This window comes from Streptomyces sp. NPDC050759 (assembly GCF_044456945.1).
In the GTDB taxonomy this organism is placed as follows: domain Bacteria; phylum Actinomycetota; class Actinomycetes; order Streptomycetales; family Streptomycetaceae; genus Streptomyces.
Genome location: NZ_JBITGI010000004.1, coordinates 328,172 through 345,053, shown reverse-complemented (window position 1 = coordinate 345,053; position 16,882 = coordinate 328,172). Strand labels below are relative to the sequence as shown.

The window sequence follows — 16,882 nt, the reverse complement described above, 5'->3', positions numbered from 1 at the left end:
CTCACTGCCTCAGTGGGCCACGGCTGCTGCGCCGTGTTCGTCGATCAACGCGCCGGTCGTGAAGCGGTCGAGGGCGAAGGGAGCGTTCAGCGGATGCGGTTCGCCCGTGGCGATGGTGTGCGCGAAGGTCCAGCCGGCCGCCGGAGTGGCCTTGAAACCGCCGGTGCCCCAGCCGCAGTTGACGTAGAGGTTCTCGACCGGTGTGCTGCCGATGATCGGTGAGGCGTCCGGAGTGACGTCGACGATGCCGCCCCAGGTACGCAGCACATGCGCCCGCGCGAAGATCGGGAACAGCTCGACGGCGGCGGCCATCTGCTGCTCGATCACATGGAACGAGCCGCGCTGGCCATAGCCGTTGTACGAGTCGACGCCCGCGCCCATCACCAGCTCGCCCTTGTGGGCCTGGGAGACGTAGACGTGCACGTGGTTCGACATGACGACGGTCGGATGCACCGGCTCGTGCAGCTCGGAGACCAGGGCCTGCAGGGGGTGGGACTGCACCGGCAGCCGTACGCCCGCCCGCTCCGCCAGCACGCTGCTGTGACCGGCGGCCGCGAGACCGACCCGGCCGGCGTGGATGCGGCCGCGGTTGGTGTCGACGCCCACGACCCGGTCGCCGTCCCTGAGGAAGCCGGTGACCTCGCAGCCCTGGATCAGGTCCACGCCCAGCTCGTCGGCGCGGCGGGCCAGCGCCCAGGCGACGTGGTCGTGCTTGGCGATGCCGGCCCGCGGCTGGAAGGTGGCGCCGAGCACCGGATACCGGGTGCGGGACGAGACGTTGAGGATGGGGCAGACCTTGGCGACCTCGTCCGGCTCCAGCCACTCGGCGTCGACCCCGTTGAGGCGGTTGGCGTTGACGCGGCGCACGCCCTCGCGGACGTCCTGCAAGGTGTGTGCGAGGTTGAGGACACCGCGCTGGCTGAACAGGAAGTCGTAGTCCAGCTCCTCCGGGAGTTGCTCCCACAGCTTCAGCGCGTGCTCGTAGATCGCCGCGCTCTCGTCCCACAGGTAGTTGGAGCGGATGATCGTGGTGTTGCGGGCCATGTTGCCGCCCGCGAGCCAGCCCTTCTCCAGGACGGCCACGTTGGTGATGCCGTGGTTCTTGGCGAGGTAGTAGGCGGTGGCCAGACCGTGCCCGCCCGCGCCGACGATGACGACGTCGTAGGAGGAGCGCGGCTCGGGGTTGCGCCAGAGGAAGTCCGGGTGTTCCGGCAGCGGTTCGGCGGTCATGCCGGGCCTCCGTCGAGGTGGGGATAGAGCGGGAAGGCGGCGGTGAGCTTCTCGACCCGGGCGCTCAGTTCGTCGCCCGGCCGTTCGCCCTTCAGGGCCTCGGCGATGATGTCGGCGACCTCGCGGAACTCCGTCTCGCCGAAGCCGCGGGTGGCCAGGGCGGGCGTACCGATCCGCAGGCCCGACGAGACCATCGGCGGGCGCGGGTCGAAGGGCACGGCGTTGCGGTTGACTGTGATGCCGATGAGGTGGAGTCGGTCCTCGGCCTGCTTCCCGTTGAGCTCGGAGTTCCTCAGGTCCACCAGGACCAGGTGGACTTCGGTGCCGCCGGTCAGCACGGTGATCCCGGCCTCGGCGACGTCGTCGGCCAGCAGCCGTCCGGCGAGGATCTTCGCTCCCCGCAGCGTGCGTTGCTGGCGCTCCTTGAACTCCTCGCCCGCCGCCACCTTGAAGGCCACCGCTTTCGCTGCGATCACGTGTTCCAGCGGGCCGCCCTGCTGGCCCGGGAAGACCGCCGAGTTGATCTTCTTGGCCAGGCCGGCGCGGCTGAGGATGACACCGCCGCGCGGGCCGCCGAGGGTCTTGTGGGTGGTGGTCGTGACGATGTCGGCGTACGGCACCGGGCTCGGGTGGAGTCCCGCGGCCACCAGACCGGCGAAGTGGGCCATGTCCACCAGCAGATACGCGCCCACCTCGTCGGCGATCCGGCGGAACTCGGCGAAGTCCAGCTGCCGGGGGTAGGCCGACCAGCCCGCGACGATCATCTTGGGCCGGTGGGCGAGGGCGAGCTGTTCGACCTCGTCCATGTCGACGCGCAGGTCGGACTCGCGCACGTGGTACGGGACGACGTTGTACAGCTTGCCCGAGTAGTTGAGGCGCATGCCGTGGGTCAGGTGCCCGCCGTGCGCCAGGTCGAGGCCGAGGATGGTGTCGCCGGGCTTGAGCAGGGCGAACATCGCGGCCGCGTTGGCCTGGGCGCCCGAGTGCGGCTGGACGTTCGCGGCCTCGGCGCCGAAGAGCTCCTTCACCCGGTCGATGGCCAACTGCTCGACGACATCGACGTGTTCGCAGCCGCCGTAGTAGCGGCGGCCCGGGTAGCCCTCGGCGTACTTGTTGGTCAGGACCGAGCCCTGGGCCTCCATCACGGCGGCCGGCGCGAAGTTCTCCGAGGCGATCATCTCGAGGGTCGACTGCTGGCGGTGCAGCTCGGCGGCGACGGCGGCGGCGACGTCCGGGTCGAGTTCGCTGAGGGGGAGGGAGAGCGGCGAGGTGGGCGACGTACTCGTTGCCATCTGTGCACCATCCTGAGAGCCAACTAATGAGCAACTGATATACCAGCCTGTGCGGTAAGGTATGGGAGCTCGCCGCACAGGTCAAGGGGGCAACCATGCAGCAGGTCGCGACCGAGATCGAGGAGCTGTCGCTCGCCGAGCGCGCGTACCGCGCCATCCGGGACCGGCTCGTCATGCTCGAGATCCGTCCCGGCGCGCCGATCAACGAGGAGCAGCTGGGGCAGTCCCTCGGCGTCGGACGCACGCCCGTGCGCGAGGCACTCAAGCGACTCCAGTACGAGCGCCTGATCACGACCTACCCCCGCCGCGGCACCTTCGCCACCGAGGTCAACATCACCGACCTGGCCCACATCTCCGAGGTGCGCCAGGAGCTGGAACCCCTGGCCGCGGCGCAGGCCGCGCGCCGCGCCACGGCCACCGACCGGGCGAACCTGACGGCCCTGCGGCGGGAACTCGACACCGCCGGCACCCCCGGGCGGGACTCCGGTGAGCTCATGCACCTGGACCTCCAGGTCCACCGCGCCATCTACACCGCCACGCACAACCCCTACCTGGAGGACACCCTCGTCCGCCACGACAACCTGGCCACCCGCATCTGGTGTCTGTTCGTTGACCGGCTCGCCGACATGGCCGGCCATGTCGAGGAGCACGGAGCGCTGATCGAGGCGATCGTCGCCGGTGACGCCGACACGGCGGCGCGGCTCGCCCGCAGCCACGTCGTGGGCTTCGAACAGGCGATCCGCGAGGCGATCTGAGACCGGCGGGTCTCTGCAGGGAGCCCTCCGGGGGTGCGCGGTCGACTCCGGGTGCGGGCACGTCAGGTGGGGGGCGTACGTTGTCATCCGGCGTGTGTGCGGGGGCAGTTGAGAGGACGACGGAAGTGACGGGAAGTCTGTCTCGTAGGGCGGTGCTGGGCGGTATGGCCGGTGGTGCCGCCCTGTTGGCGGCGGGAGCCGGGTCGGCCGCGGCCGCCGGACGGGTCCGGGAGCCGTATGTCCCGTTGACCGTGGGCGGTGGCGGCGGTCCGGTGGGGACGGACCGCGTCCATGTGCTGAAGGTCGGCCCCGACACGGCCCGCACGGTCCTGGTGATGGTCCCGGGCATGTTCGGGGCGGCGAACGACTTCCGGTGGGCGGCCCGGGACCTCGTCGCGGCCGTGCCGGGAGTGCAGGTGTGGGCGTTCGACCGGCGGGAGGAGAACCTGGCCGACCGTTCGGGCTTCCGCACCGCCGACCCGGCCGCCTACTACCTCGACGGCCACTACCGTACGCAGGACCCCGCGGCCTCCGCCTTCGCCGCCGGGTGGGGCCTGACCCGCACCCTGGAGGATCTGCGCGCGGTCGTACGGGCCGCCGCCCGGGGCGGGCGGCGGGTGGTGCTCGGAGGCCATTCATGGGGAGCGACCACCGCCATGGCCTACGCCGCCTGGGACTTCGACGGCTGTCCCGGCTACCGGGACGTGGCTGCCCTGGTGCTGGTCGACGGCGGAGTGCGCGGCGCGTTCGACGGGACGGGGGAGCCGGTCGCCGACTCGCCGGAGCAGGTGAAGGAGCGGCTGGCGGCGATCGAGGGCGGCGCGGTCTTCGACATGACCCTGAGCGCCGTGGGGCTGGGTGACCGGGCGGAGAGCACCCAGATCTGGTACCAGCTCGCGGGCTGGTACGCCCAGCGCGACCCGGACGGCCCCTCGGTACTGCAGCCCCGCATGCCCGACACCCTGCGGCCGCCGGTCCCGGTCACCAACGCGGGCCTCCTGGGCACCCTGGTGGACGCCGGCATCGGCTGGCCCAACGACATCAGCGTGCACTCGGGACATCTGGCCGACAGCGGTGAACCGCGCGGCTGGGTCGACGACGGCATCACCCCCATCGGCCGGGTCGCCACCGCGTACGCGGGCGGCCCCGAACCGGCCGTGTGGGAGTGGTACTGGCCGGCCCGGCTGTCGGTCGACCTCGACGTCACCGACGCCTACGCCGACACCGACACGGCCCGCTCGCTGGGCCTGCGGCTGCAGCACGCCGCAGGCCTGGACGTCCCGCTGTACGCCTTCCAGACGAGCTATGCCAAGGGAACGATCGTCTCGGCGGCCCGTGAGGTCGTGGCCGGCTCGCGCATCCCGTACGCGAGGTACGAGACGGACAACGGGATGAACCACCTCGACCCGCTGTTCGCCGCCCCGCAGCACAACACGTTCACCCGCACCCTCGCACCGTTCCTCTCCGGACTACTCACCTGAGGGCGCGGTCAGTGTGACCCCGAGCGCCACCGGGGTGCCGAAGTTCGGAGTGCCGTCGGCGTTCCAGGTGAACTTCTGCGCCCTGGTGGTGCGGTTCATGTCGCAGCCGCCATTCACGGAGTTGTTGGCGTGGTAGACGATCCAGTCCTCCGTGCCGTCGGGCGACTTGAAGAAACCGTTGTGGCCGGGGCCGTACACGCCGTTGGCGTTGGACCGCTGGAAGACCGGGTTCGGCGACTTGACCCATGACGAGGAACTGAGCGGATCACCGCCGTTGTAGGTGAGCATCCCCAGCTTGTAGTCGGGCGTGGAGCAGTGGCCGGCCGAGTAGACGATGAACGTCCTGCCGCCCCGCTGGAGCACCTCGGCACCTTCGTTGACCGCGCCGCCCACCGTTTCCCAGCTGTAGGTGGGCGTGGACAGTACGCGCCGGGTGCCGCTCGCGGTCCAGGGGTTGGACAGCGGCCGGATGAACATGGGCTGTGAACCGTTGTAGAAGGTGCCCAACAGATAGAGCTGCCCGTTGAGCTGGAGGATGCTCGGGTCCAGTTCCCAGGTGTTGTCCTGGGTGGGGTCGAGCAGGTCGGCCTTGAAGGTGTAGGGGCCCATGGGGTCCAGTCCGGCGCTCTCCAGCACATGGATGCGCTGGGTGCCGAGGTCGTACGGTTCGCGCCCGGCCGTGTAGTAGAAATACCACCGCTTCCCGTTGGGCCCGTCGAGCAGGTGGAACTCCGGAGCCCACATCGTGCCTGCCCCGTTGGGTCGGGTCAGGTTGAAGATCACCTGGTCGGGGGCGGTGGCGAGCCCGGCGAGGGTGCTCGCCTTGCGCATGGTGACCGTCGAGTTCCAGGTCGTGGTGGCGAGGTAGTAGGAACCGTCGTAGTACGTCAGCCAGGGGTCGGGCCCGTGCTGGGAGAGCGGGTTGGTGAAAGTGCCCGGGCCGGTGCCGCCGCCGGTGAGGGCGGGCAGTCGCCACACCCGGCCGTTGCTCGTGGCGCACGGCAGTTGGACCAGGTTGGTGTTCGAGGCCGACGAACCACCGTTCGGCGCCACGCACTTGCCGGAGCCGACGGACACCAGGTTGAAGGTCTTGTCGGTGCCCGCGACCGTCACCGGGACGAGCCGCCACTGCTGGTTCGTCCCGCCGTGGCAGGGCCACTGGATGATCGCCGCGTTGTCCGCCGTGGAGGCGCCGTTGACGTCGACGCACTGACCGGAGCGGGTGGTGATCGTGTACGTGTCGCTCGTACCGGAGACGGGTGTGTAGACGAGGTTCTGGTCGGCGCCCGACGAGCAGGTGAACGCCCGGAGTTGAGCGCCTGCGGTGGTCGAACCCCCGGGCAGGTCCAGGCAGTTGCCGCCACTCTGGTTCACGGCCGTCGAGGTGAACGTGACGGCGGCGGACGCGGGCGGTGCGACGAGCCGGGCCGTTGCCAGAACGAGCAGGGCCAGGAGGATTCTGGATCTGGTCACGGGCCGTACACCTTTGCTTCGAGGAGGCCGACGGAGTTCGTGCCGTTGCTCGTGAGCAGGATGCGTAGTCGGGTGGTGTCGGTGGCGGTGAAAGTGACGCTGTTGTACTGGTTCCTGACCAGCGGATAGCCGCCCGCCCCGGGCACGTCGACGTAGGCGCTGCCGTTCCAGTACTGCAGCTTCCAGGCGGCGGGCAGGTCGATGCCCTGGTCGTCGTCGAAGAAGTACACGTCGGCCCTGTTCAGGGTCTTCGTCGTCGGCCAGGTCAGTTCGGCCCACTGCTGGCCCGTCTCCGGCCAGGTGCCCCAGCGCGGGTTGGCGGTGTCGTTGGACGAGGGCGGATCGATGCCGTCGTTGACGGCCGCGACACTCTCCCAGGAGGAGGTGTACGACGCCGAAGCCGTCGCCGATGCCGCCTGGTTGGCCGGTGGCTGGACCCCGCCCCGGTTGAACACCTTGACCTCGGTCAGGCCTGTCCTGGCACCGGAGGCGTTGGTGGCCAGGATGCGCACGCGCTGGGCGCTGATCGCCGGGAACCTCACCAGGTTGTAGTTGGCGCGCGGTGCCGCCGGACTCTTCGTCTGGCTCGGGGCGTCCACCCATGAACTGCCGTTGAAGTACTGGACGGTGTACGCCGACGGCGCTCGGTAGGTCGTACTCGCGGGGCGGCTGTCCTTGAAGTACAGGCGCACCTCGTCGAGCGTGCGGGCCGTGCCGAAGTTCAGCTCGTACCAGTCCTGGGCGGCCGATCCGCCGGCGCCCCAGAACGGTTCGTTGGTGGGGTGGCCGTCGACCGCTCCGCCCACCGTGCTGCCGGACCCGGTGGAGGAGGCGGACACGGTCGCCCCGGCGGCGAGGTTGGTCAGGTCGGCGGTGAGGTCGACGCCGGCCTTGGCGAGCATGTCGACCATGCGGGGGCTGTCCTGCACGACCTGGTTCGGCGCCTTGAGTCCGGAGACGGCCGTGTGGTGGGTGACCGTGCCGCCCGTGGTGACGTCACCGGTGGCCGGATCCCAGGTGAAGGGCACCAGCGAGCCGACCGTGGCCACCCGGTTGCCGTTCACGTAGATCGAGTAGCCCTCCGGGATGCCCGGGTACCGCACGACACCGTCGGCCGGGTCGTCCCAGACGATCGACAGGTCGGCGCCCCGGTAACGGACGTTGTTGACCGTGAAGTGGTCCCAGCCGATGTCGATGGGCGAGAGCTCCACCTTGGCGTCGTTGCGCGGCCGCAGCCCCGCCACGTCCTCGATCACGGTCCAGTTGCTGCTGCCGAGGATGTTGTGGTGGATCCAGGAGCGGTAGTCGATCGAGCTGCCGTTCCAGTCCGCCCAGAACTCGTTGGCGTCCGGCCACCGGGTGTCGCCGCCGACGTACTGCGCCCAGGCGTTCCAGTAGAGGAGCTTCTTGTAGTCCGTCGCGTTCATCCAGGAGTTGGGATAGTTGCGCAACACCGAGGAGTAGAGCCGGAACTGGACCGTGGAGTTGATGGTCGAGAAGTTGTTGGAGCCGGGCTCACCTGCGTCGGCGGCCGCCTTCTTGTCGACCTGGTTGGCCGTGTAGAACGGGAAGACCGGGTACTGGGCGGGGTCGTCGTACAGCCGCAACGCCTGCTTGTACGTTGCCGTGTTGGGGACCGCGCCGACAGAGAACGGGTAGTAGTTGTTGATCTCCTTCCAGGGCACCCACTCGTTGGTCGACTTCAACCGGTGCTCGAACAGCTGCCTGTTGGGGTTCCAGAGCACGTTGACGATGGCGTCCTTGATCTGGTTCGCCAGCGTGCGCATCTCGGTCGCCTTGGCGGTGTTGCCGGTCGCCTCGTAGGCCTGCGCGGCGGCGAGAGCCCCGCTGTACTGGTAGGCGGACTCGGCGCGGTCCATGTTCCCGGGCTTCCAGTGGAAGGAGACCGCGTCGGCGTCGTTGCCGGTCAGGGCGCCCCAGTCGTACTCGATCAGCTTGTTGTTGTCGTGGTCGTAGTAGGCGAGCTGTCCCTTCACATCGCCCTCGGCGTAGTGGGCGAGCTGGCCCGCGATCGCCGGCTGGCCGCCGTGGATCTGATAGCTCTTCCAGGCCGCCTCCGCGATGTACTGGGTGTAGCTGTTCGACCAGTTCGCCGGATCGCCCGGGTTGTCGAGGAAGCGGCCGCCCTTGGAGACCTGGCCGACGCTGAGCCAGTCCCCGTACGCGTAGGCCGGGTTGCGCAGGTACTTGAGGTCGTCGATGTGCATCGGCTGGGTCAGCGCGATCGCGTTGTTGTAGCCCAGGACGCCCTCGGTGGAGGTCGGGAACTGGAAGGTCTGCCCGGGGATGTCGGCGTCGAGGTTGTTGAAGCGCATCAGCCACCAGCGGTAGTAGATGTTCTTCTTGATCGCCGGTTCCGGTACGTCGATGTAGGGCACGTTCTGCGCCCACCACAGGTTGTAGGCCCGGACGTGGGTCGCGAAGGCGGTCGCGGGGGAGTAGCCCGCGTAGGCCTGGTACTCGGTCAGCGACTCGGGGATCTCGTCGGTGACGAAGCCCATGACTACCTTCGTAGTCACCGTGGCCCCGGCCGCGATCGTCACCGAGCGGTTGAGCCCTCCACCGGACGCGCTGAAACCGTCGCCGGTGAGCCGGGGCCGGACGGTGGTGAGGTTGTTGTAGGCGTTGACCTGGCCGGTCAGCTCACTGCCGGTGCCCGTGGTGGCGTACGGCGAAGTCGCCCGCAATTGCAGGGTGGTCGTGCTGCTGCCGTTGTTCCTGATCGACAGGTTCGTCACGGCGACGTTGTTGTCGGTGATGAACTTGGTCTGCTCGACCGAGACCGAACCGCCGGTGTGGACGCTCTTCCAGTGGCTGGGCGTCTGACGGCGCTGGGAGACCTGCTCGGTGAAGGTGCCCGGGGTGATCGCGACCGTGTAGGCGCTGTTGTCGTTGATGCTCTCCCAGTAGGCGACCTTGCCGGCGAACCCGAGCCGGGCGGGGTCGTGCTCCTTCATGAAGAGGGCCCGTCCGCGGCTCATCAGCCAGGGCCCGGCCGGGTCGTCGCCGGTGCGGGCCAGCAGCCGGTCCATCCAGAAGTCGGTGCCCGAGCTCTCCGCGTCGTAGATGGCCCGCATCATGTCACCCGTGGTCTGGGCGACGGGCGGGGCGGGGATCGCGGGCCCGGTGAAGGTGGGGAACCCGATGGTCTGCGCGGCACGGGCGGGGGCCGTGAGGGAGACGGAACACAGGAGGAGCGCCAGAATCACAAGCAGGCGCTGGGGGACGGTCCCGGTTCGCCGTCGCAGTGGAGTTCGTCTTCGCATCGGATGCTCCCCTTTGCTGAAACGACCTAAAAGGTTTTCGCAACGTAGGAGCGAGCTGATGGTGTGTCAAGAGAGGTCGGTGATGGCCGAGTTCGGCAACCGCATGGTTCAGGACAGGTGGGCCGTGGACCCCCGGATCACGACCCGGCACGGCAGCGTCTCCACCCCCGAGCGGGGAATGCCGTCGATCGCCCCGAACAGCGCCTCAGCGGCTGCCCGCCCGACCTGCTCCAGGTTCATGTCGACGCTCGTCAGCGGCGGCCGGGAGGCCGAGGTCAGCACCTGCCAGTTGTCGAAGCCCATGACCGCCACGTCCTCCGGAACCCGGTGCCCGCGCTCCCGCAGGATCTCGATGACCCCCCGCGCGATCTGGTCGCTGCCGCACAGCACCGCGTCCACGTCGGCCTGCCGCTCCAGCAGCATCGCGGTGGCCGCCCGCCCCCACCCCTCCGACCACTCCGCGAACCGCGGTTCCCCGACGAAGTCCAGCCCCGCGCCCGCGAGCGCCGCCCGGGCGCCGTCCGCCCGCTCCCGCGCGGCGAGATAGCCCGGGTCACCGGTGATGTGCGCGATCCGGGTGCGGCCGCAGGCCAGCAGGTGCTCGACCGCGATCCGGCCCGCGTCCACGTTGTCGGGCACGATCGACAGATCCGCCGGGTCGTCGGAGGGAGCGTACGCGTACACGACGGGAACGGGCAGGTCGCGGCCCAGGGAGGGGCGTGGATCGGTCCGGCTGCCCACCACGATCAGCCCGTCGACCCGGCGCCCGAGCAGCGCGCGCACATGGTGCTGCTCGCGGATCGCGTCCCCGCGGGCGTCGCACAGGAACACCGCGACCTCGCCCGCGCCGAAGGCGTCCTCGGCGCCCATGAGGATCGGGATGCTGAATCTGCCTTCCAGGTCGCTGGTGAGCAGTCCCACGGTGCCGGTCCGCCCGGCGAGCAGTCCCCGGGCCAGCTGGTTGGGCCGGAACGACAGCCGCTCCGCCGCCTCGATCACCCGCTGCCGGGTCTCGGCGCGTACCTGGCTGCGGCCGTTGAGGGCCTTGGACGCCGTGGCCACCGAGACGCCGGCGAGCCGGGCGACGTCGGTGAGGGTGGCGGTGTGCGAACGAGCGGGGCCGGGGGCGGGTGTCATGCGGGTCTCCTGTCTCGCGTCGCGCACTCTCAACCGTACGCGAGAATTTTCGCCCGCCCACCTGAACTCGTTGTTCTGCGCGGGGGATTGACGGGCATTGAGCTCGGTTCTAGCTTGACGAAAGCCTTTTCGGTTCGTTTCTTCCGGGTGCACGTCACGTAGGGGGATCGTCATGGGGAGCCCGTTCGGATCGCGTGGACCCGTCCGCCGACTCGTCACCGCCGCAGTCGCCCTGGTCGCCACCGTCGGCCTGGCCACGGCCTGCGGATCGGGGGACGACGACTCCGGCGGCGGGGCAGGGGGCACAGCGGACGCGAAGGGCGTCGACGACGGCGCCACGCTGACGATGTGGACCCGCGCGGCGACCCGCCCGCAGAGCGAGGCCCTGGTCAAGGCCTACAACGCCCACCACAAGAACAAGGTCGAACTGACCGTCGTCCCCACCGACGACTACCAGGCCAAGGTGGGCGCGGCCGCCGGTTCCAAGGACCTCCCCGACCTGTTCGCCTCCGATGTGGTGTTCGTCCCGAACTACACCTCCAGCGGGCTCTTCGCCGACCTCACCGACCGCATCGACGCCCTGCCCTTCGCGGACGACCTCGCCCAGTCGCACATCAAGGCGGGCACGTACGACGGCAAGAAGTACGTCGTCCCGCACACCCTCGACCTCTCGGTGCTCTTCTACAACAAGGACCTGTACCGTCGGGCGAAGCTCGACCCCGGCAAGCCGCCCACCACCCTGGCCGAATGGGACCAACAGGCGCGGGCTGTCGACAAGTTGGGCGGTGGCGTCGACGGCACCTTCTTCGGCGGCAACTGCGGCGGCTGCGGCGTCTTCACCTGGTGGCCGTCGATCTGGGCCGCAGGCGAGGACGTACTGAACAAGGACGGCACCGAGGCACTCCTGGCCTCCGACACCGCCGAGAAGGTCTACGACACCTACCGCGGCTGGGTCCAGGACGACATCGTGGCCCCCGGCGCCCGCGACGAGACCGGTGTGACCTGGACCGGTGTCTTCCCGAAGGGCAAGGTCGGCGTGATGCCCATGCCGTCGACGACCCTGGGCCTGATGCCCAAGGACCTCGACCTCGGTGTCGCCCCCATCCCCGGACCCGACGGCGGCAAATCGACCTTCGTCGGCGGGGACGCCATCGGCATCTCCGCCACCAGCGACAAGACCGACCAGGCCTGGAACTTCCTCGCCTGGTCCGTGGGCGACGAGGCACAGGTCGACGTGGTCGCCGCGCACAAGGACGTGGTGGCCCGCACCGACCTCGCGTCCAACAAGTACTCCAAGGCCGACCCGCGCCTGGTCACCGTCAACCAGCTGGTGGCGGACGGCCGTACCCCTTACGCCCTGAAGTTCGGTCAGACCTTCAACGACCCCAACGGGCCCTGGCTGACGCTGATGCGCGACGCCGTCTTCGGTGACGCGGCGAAGGTCGACAAGGACAACGAGGCCGTCACCGCCTCACTGGGCGACTGACCGTGCCGCAGAGGCTACGGCCGAGGAGGGACATGCAGGTGAAGGCACCGGACCGGGAGGCAGTCGAACCCCTGGTCCGGACGGAACGCCGGCACCGTCGCTGGTGGCACTCCCGCACCCTCCAAGGCCTCGGATACGCCACCCCGACAGCCGTGTTCGTCGCCGTCTTCTTCGTCCTGCCGCTCCTCCTCGTCGGCCAGATGTCGCTCCACGACTGGCCGTTGCTCGCCGGCGACCGGGGCGGCAACACCCCCGAGAACTACACGGACGTCACCGACAGCACACTGTTCTGGCCCGCCGTCCGCTTCACGCTCCTCTACACGGGGATCGTCACCGTCGTCCTCCTCGGCCTCGCGCTCCTCCTCGCGCTGCTGGTGCAGGAGTCCCGCCCCGGCACCGGCTTCTTCCGCACGGTCTACTTCCTGCCGGGCGCCCTCGGCCTCGCCTCCGCATCCCTCCTCTTCTGGGGCATGTACAGCCCCACCACCGGCCCCCTCAGCCGTCCCCTGGAGAAACTAGGCCTGGCCGACGGCCCGGTGTCCTTTCTCGGCACACCGAACTCCGCCCTGCTGTCGACGGTGTTCCTCGTCGTATGGAAGTTCGCCGGCTTCTACATGCTGATCCTGCTCGTCGGCCTCCAGCGCATCCCGCACGAGCTGTACGAGGCGGCGCGCATGGACGGCGCGAGCCGAGGCCAGATCTTCCGCTCCATCACCCTGCCGCTGCTGCGACCCTCCCTCGCCCTGTCCCTGCTGCTGTGCGTGACCGGATCGCTGCTCGCCTTCGACCAGTTCTTCGTCCTGACCAAGGGCGGCCCGGACAACAGCACGGTGACAGTGGTGCAGTTGATCTACCGGGAGGCGTTCCAGCGGCTCGACCTCGGTACCGCTGCGGCCCTTTCGATCATCGTGCTGGCCGCGCTGCTCCTCCTCAACGCCGTGCAGTTCCGCGGTCTGCGGCACGCCGACGAATCATGAAGGGAGACCGCGCCGTGCGCACCCGGGCTCTCGGACAGACGCCGTACTACGTCGTCGCCTCCGGCCTCGCCGTCATCTTCCTCTTCCCGCTGCTCTGGAACACCTGGGCCTCCGTCAGCGCCCAGCCCGGCACCGCCCAGGAGTCCGGCTACGGCCTCGGCAACTACCGCACCCTCCTCGACTACGACGCCGGACTGTGGCGCTACCTGCTCAACTCGACCGTCGTCTCGGCCCTCACGGTCGCGCTCACCGTCGGTGTGTCGCTCCTCGGCGGCTACGCCTTCGCGCGGTTCAGCTTCCCCGGCAAGAACCTGCTGTTCCTGCTGACCCTGGCCATCCTCATGGTCCCGTACGCCACCCTCCTGATCCCCCTCTACGTCCTCCTCGGTCGGCTGCATCTCCAGAACTCCCTGGTCGGGCTGAGCCTGGTGCTGGCCATGTTCCAACTCCCCTTCGCCACCTTCATGATGAGGATCTCCTTCGAGGCGGTCCCCCGCGAATTGGAGGAGTCGGCCCTCGTCGACGGCTGCGGCACCGCGGGCGCGCTGCGCCGGGTGCTGCTCCCGGCGGTGCGTCCGGGACTGATCACGGTGGGCCTTTTCGCGTTCCTCGCGGCCTGGAACGACTTCATCGCGCCGCTGATCCTCATCTCAGACAGCGAGAAGGCGCCCCTGCCGCTGGCCGTCGCGAATCTGCGCCAGCAGAGCATGGGCGCCGTCGACTACGGCGCCACCGAGGCGGGTGTGGTGGTGCTCGCCGTGCCCTGTCTCCTCGTTTTCCTGCTTCTGCAACGCCACTACGTGCGCGGGTTCATGTCGGGCGCCCTGAAGGGATGACGCGTTGAAGTCGACGTCGAAGGCGAACACGGACGTTGTCGTACCGGTCGCACCGAGACGCGGCCGGCTACGGCCGCTCGGACTCGAGGAGGTCCGGATCACCGGCGGCTTCTGGGCGCGCCGCAGGGAGGTCAACGCCGGCGCCACCCTCGACCACTGCCGCGACTGGATGGAACGCGTCGGCTGGACCGGCAACTTCAGCGCACCCGTGGAGCAGCGGCGCGGACGGGAGTTCGCCGACTCCGACGTGTACAAGCTGCTCGAAGCGATGGCCTGGGCAGGCACCGGCTCCGACACGATCACCGAGACGATCGCCTCCGCCCAGGAACCCGACGGCTACCTCAACACCGCCTTCGGTCGCCCCGGCCAGCAGCCCCGCTACAGCGACCTCGAATGGGGCCACGAGCTGTACTGCTACGGCCACTTGATCCAGGCGGGCGTGGCTGAGATCCGCACCCGTGGCGAGGGCGAGCTGGCGAAGACCGCCCGGCGGGCCGCCGATCACGTGTGCGCTACTTTCGGCCCCGGCGGCATTGACGGCGTGTGCGGACACCCCGAGATCGAGACCGCTCTGGTCGAACTGGCCCGCGCGACCGGCGAACAGCGCTACCTCGACCAGGCGGCCCTCTTCATCGACCGGCGAGGCCGAGGCAGGCTCGCCGACGGCGAGTTCGGCCGCGCCTACTACCAGGACGACCTGCCCGTCCGGCAGGCCACCGTTCTGCGCGGTCACGCCGTCCGTGCCCTCTACCTCGCGGCCGGTGCCGTGGACGTCGCCGTGGAGACGGGGGACGAGGACCTCCTCGCGGCCGTCCTACGGCAGTGGGAGACCACGGTCGCCCGGCGCACCTACCTGACCGGCGGCATGGGCTCCCACCACCGCGACGAGTCCTTCGGGGACGACTTCGTCCTCCCACCCGACCGCGCCTACTCGGAGACCTGCGCCGCCGTCGCCTCCGTGATGCTGAGCTGGCGGCTCCTCCTCGCCACCGGCGAACCACGCTTCGCCGACCTCGCCGAGCGGACCCTGTTCAACGTCGTCGCGACCTCACCCTCCGAGGACGGCCGCTCCTTCTTCTACGCCAACACCCTGCACCGCCGCCGACGCGGCACCGTCCCGATGGCCGACGCCGTGAGCCCGCGCGCCGAATCGAGCCTGCGCGCCCCCTGGTTCGCGGTGTCCTGCTGCCCGACCAACGTGGCCCGCACCCTGGCCCTGCTGCCCGCGTATCTGGCTTCCGTCGACGACCACGGCATCCAGCTCCACCAGTACGCGGACGCCGAGATCTCCGTCGACCACATCGCCCTGCGCGTCCGCACCGCCTACCCGTCCGACGGGACCGTGACCGTACGGATCGCCCGGTCCCCGGACCATCCCTGGACCCTGTCCCTGCGCGTTCCGGCGTGGACGGAGGGCGCCACGGCCCGGCTGGTCGACGTGGACGGAACCCGCCGCACCGTTCCCCCGGGCACGGCGACGGTCACCCGCGTTTTTTGCCCCGGCGACGAGATCCGGCTCGAACTGCCCGTGGCCCCGCGCTGGATCGGGCCGGACCCCCGCATCGACGCGGTACGCGGCACGGTCGCCGTCCAGCGCGGCCCCCTGGTGTACTGCGCCGAGTCGGTGGACCTGCCGGACGGACGGGAGGTCGACGCCGTACGGGTGGACACCGCCGCCGAGCCGGTGGAAGGACCGGACGACACGGTCGTGGCGCCGGGCGAACTCGCCGAGCCGCACGACGAGGAGTGGCCGTACCGGCCGCCGGACCAGGCCGAGGTGCCCGCCGCCGAGCGGCAGGGGATCGTGCTGGTGCCGTACCACTCCTGGGCGAACCGCGGCCCGTCGACGATGCGGGTGTGGCTGCCGACGACCGGGCGCTGACCCCACGCCTGCTTCAAGTGGGCCGAACCCTTCACCCGCTGATGTCGTCGCCGTCCAGGTCGGTGCACTGCCGCAGCACCCGCAGCTCGTCACCCTCGACCCGCATCTCGTACAGCTTCCCGCGCGCGTTCTCGAAGGGGCGGTGAAGGATCATCATCAGCCGTCCGTCGAAGGTCCGGAACAGCATCCCGTGCCCGCTGTCGTCCCGGACCAGCGGCCGGCGCTGCTCCCAGGGGCCGGTCAGCTCACCGGACGTGGAGACGGCGTAGGTCTGCACGTAACCGCCGCTGACGGTGCCGTCCGCACCGGCCGTGTTCTTCTCGTACGTCGACCACAGCATGAGGAGGGCACCGTCAGGGGTGCGGTGGAGCTGCGGGCCGTCGGTGACGTAGGGGGCGAGCTGGTGCGGTACGCCCGCGGGGATCTGCTCACCGAGCCAGAACGCGTCCGAGCCCTTGAACAGAAAGACGGGCTCGCCGACCGTCCCGGTCAGATCGGGAGCCAGCCGGACGGCCTCCATCGTCCCGTCGACGGTCTGCAGCCACTCGTGCGCGTACACCATCCAGGGCTGCCCGGCCGGATCGACGTAGAGCGTGCCGTCGAGGGTCATCAGGTGCGCGGGCGGCGTGGGTCCGGACGGATCGACCACGGTGAAGGGCCCGAGCAGCGAGTCGGACACGGCGGTGACCGTGCCGCGCGCGTGGTTCGGCAGCTGGAAGGGCGTGCCCCAGCGCCCGGCCGGCGGCACCGTCAGCACCCGGCCCTCGTCGTGCAGCGTGGTGAACAAGTAGTACCTGCCGTCCCACGCATGCACCTCCGGCGCCCACCCGCCGTCCCGCGCCCAGATCCCGTCCTGCTCGTCCGTCCGGAACACCACGACGGGCCGCTTCCACTCCCGCAGATCCCGGCTGCGGTAGACCATCGTCCCGACGCCCTCCACACCCGACACGGACGGTTCGTTGGAGGTGTAGAGGTAGTACGTCCGCGTCTCGGCGTCGGCGACGACGAACGGATCGTGCAACGGCATGTCGGGCAGCCGCAGGGGC

Annotated in this window: 12 protein-coding genes; 6 read left to right on the top strand and 6 right to left on the bottom strand. The window is 69.8% G+C overall.

The genetic code is table 11. The features are described 5' to 3' along the window. Window positions 1-9: 9 nt before the first annotated feature. The gene (locus ACIBJB_RS15075; protein ID WP_398930448.1) at window positions 10-1,230 is read right to left on the bottom strand and encodes a sarcosine oxidase subunit beta family protein; all 1,221 of its coding nucleotides are present in this window, start codon (window positions 1,228-1,230) and stop codon (window positions 10-12) included. Continuing rightward, window positions 1,227-2,522 (bottom strand): serine hydroxymethyltransferase, encoded by a 1,296-nt coding sequence (gene glyA / locus ACIBJB_RS15070; RefSeq protein WP_398930446.1) that lies wholly within the window; start codon window positions 2,520-2,522, stop codon window positions 1,227-1,229. The genes ACIBJB_RS15075 and glyA overlap by 4 nt, the downstream gene beginning before the upstream one ends. Before the next feature lie 95 nt (window positions 2,523-2,617). Between glyA and ACIBJB_RS15065 the strand changes: the two genes are divergently transcribed. Beyond that, window positions 2,618-3,277, top strand: coding sequence for a GntR family transcriptional regulator (locus ACIBJB_RS15065; RefSeq protein WP_398930444.1), 660 nt, complete (start codon window positions 2,618-2,620; stop codon window positions 3,275-3,277). A gap of 125 nt (window positions 3,278-3,402) precedes the next feature. Further along, a complete protein-coding gene (locus ACIBJB_RS15060) occupies window positions 3,403-4,758 on the top strand; it encodes an alpha/beta hydrolase (RefSeq protein WP_398930442.1) in 1,356 nt (451 codons plus the stop codon). Here ACIBJB_RS15060 and ACIBJB_RS15055 read toward each other — a convergent pair. The 3 genes from ACIBJB_RS15055 to ACIBJB_RS15045 form a co-directional block, all read right to left on the bottom strand. Continuing rightward, window positions 4,747-6,231, bottom strand: a complete 1,485-nt coding sequence (locus ACIBJB_RS15055) for a family 43 glycosylhydrolase (protein ID WP_398930440.1) — start codon at window positions 6,229-6,231, stop codon at window positions 4,747-4,749. The genes ACIBJB_RS15060 and ACIBJB_RS15055 overlap by 12 nt on opposite strands. Then, window positions 6,228-9,518, bottom strand: coding sequence for a discoidin domain-containing protein (locus tag ACIBJB_RS15050; RefSeq protein WP_398930438.1), 3,291 nt, complete (start codon window positions 9,516-9,518; stop codon window positions 6,228-6,230). Before ACIBJB_RS15050 ends, ACIBJB_RS15055 begins: the two co-directional genes overlap by 4 nt. 108 nt (window positions 9,519-9,626) lie before the next feature. Beyond that, window positions 9,627-10,655 carry a LacI family DNA-binding transcriptional regulator gene (locus ACIBJB_RS15045; protein WP_398930436.1) on the bottom strand — a complete coding sequence of 343 codons (1,029 nt, stop codon included), beginning with the start codon at window positions 10,653-10,655 and terminating at the stop codon, window positions 9,627-9,629. A 172-nt stretch (window positions 10,656-10,827) separates the two neighbouring features. Here ACIBJB_RS15045 and ACIBJB_RS15040 point away from each other — a divergent pair, with 172 nt between their 5' ends. Genes ACIBJB_RS15040 through ACIBJB_RS15025 form a run of 4 tightly spaced genes read left to right on the top strand, consistent with a single transcriptional unit; the run spans window position 10,828 to window position 15,836 of the window. Next, the gene (locus ACIBJB_RS15040) at window positions 10,828-12,141 is read left to right on the top strand and encodes an ABC transporter substrate-binding protein (protein ID WP_398930434.1); all 1,314 of its coding nucleotides are present in this window, start codon (window positions 10,828-10,830) and stop codon (window positions 12,139-12,141) included. 32 nt (window positions 12,142-12,173) lie between these two features. Then, window positions 12,174-13,118, top strand: a complete 945-nt coding sequence (locus ACIBJB_RS15035) for a carbohydrate ABC transporter permease (protein ID WP_398930432.1) — start codon at window positions 12,174-12,176, stop codon at window positions 13,116-13,118. A 14-nt stretch (window positions 13,119-13,132) separates the two neighbouring features. Then, window positions 13,133-13,954: a carbohydrate ABC transporter permease gene (locus ACIBJB_RS15030; protein ID WP_398930430.1), complete on the top strand. Its 822-nt coding sequence runs from the start codon at window positions 13,133-13,135 to the stop codon at window positions 13,952-13,954. A 4-nt stretch (window positions 13,955-13,958) separates the two neighbouring features. Continuing rightward, window positions 13,959-15,836 (top strand): glycoside hydrolase family 127 protein, encoded by a 1,878-nt coding sequence (locus ACIBJB_RS15025; RefSeq protein WP_398930427.1) that lies wholly within the window; start codon window positions 13,959-13,961, stop codon window positions 15,834-15,836. A 31-nt stretch (window positions 15,837-15,867) separates the two neighbouring features. Here ACIBJB_RS15025 and ACIBJB_RS15020 read toward each other — a convergent pair whose 3' ends face one another. Next, complete coding sequence (locus ACIBJB_RS15020; RefSeq protein ID WP_398931000.1) at window positions 15,868-16,863, bottom strand: glycoside hydrolase family 43 protein; 996 nt, start codon at window positions 16,861-16,863, stop codon at window positions 15,868-15,870. Window positions 16,864-16,882 lie beyond the last annotated feature (19 nt).

What these genes read in the sequence shown, in the direction of transcription:
- ACIBJB_RS15075 (WP_398930448.1), bottom strand. Translation starts at nt 1,230, where the DNA reads ATGACCGCCGAACCGCTGCCGGAACACCCGGACTTCCTCTGGCGCAAC.
- glyA (WP_398930446.1), bottom strand. Translation starts at nt 2,522, where the DNA reads ATGGCAACGAGTACGTCGCCCACCTCGCCGCTCTCCCTCCCCCTCAGC.
- ACIBJB_RS15065 (WP_398930444.1), top strand. Translation starts at nt 2,618, where the DNA reads ATGCAGCAGGTCGCGACCGAGATCGAGGAGCTGTCGCTCGCCGAGCGC.
- ACIBJB_RS15050 (WP_398930438.1), bottom strand. Translation starts at nt 9,518, where the DNA reads ATGCGAAGACGAACTCCACTGCGACGGCGAACCGGGACCGTCCCCCAG.
- ACIBJB_RS15045 (WP_398930436.1), bottom strand. Translation starts at nt 10,655, where the DNA reads ATGACACCCGCCCCCGGCCCCGCTCGTTCGCACACCGCCACCCTCACC.
- ACIBJB_RS15040 (WP_398930434.1), top strand. Translation starts at nt 10,828, where the DNA reads ATGGGGAGCCCGTTCGGATCGCGTGGACCCGTCCGCCGACTCGTCACC.
- ACIBJB_RS15035 (WP_398930432.1), top strand. Translation starts at nt 12,174, where the DNA reads ATGCAGGTGAAGGCACCGGACCGGGAGGCAGTCGAACCCCTGGTCCGG.
- ACIBJB_RS15020 (WP_398931000.1), bottom strand. Translation starts at nt 16,863, where the DNA reads ATGCCGTTGCACGATCCGTTCGTCGTCGCCGACGCCGAGACGCGGACG.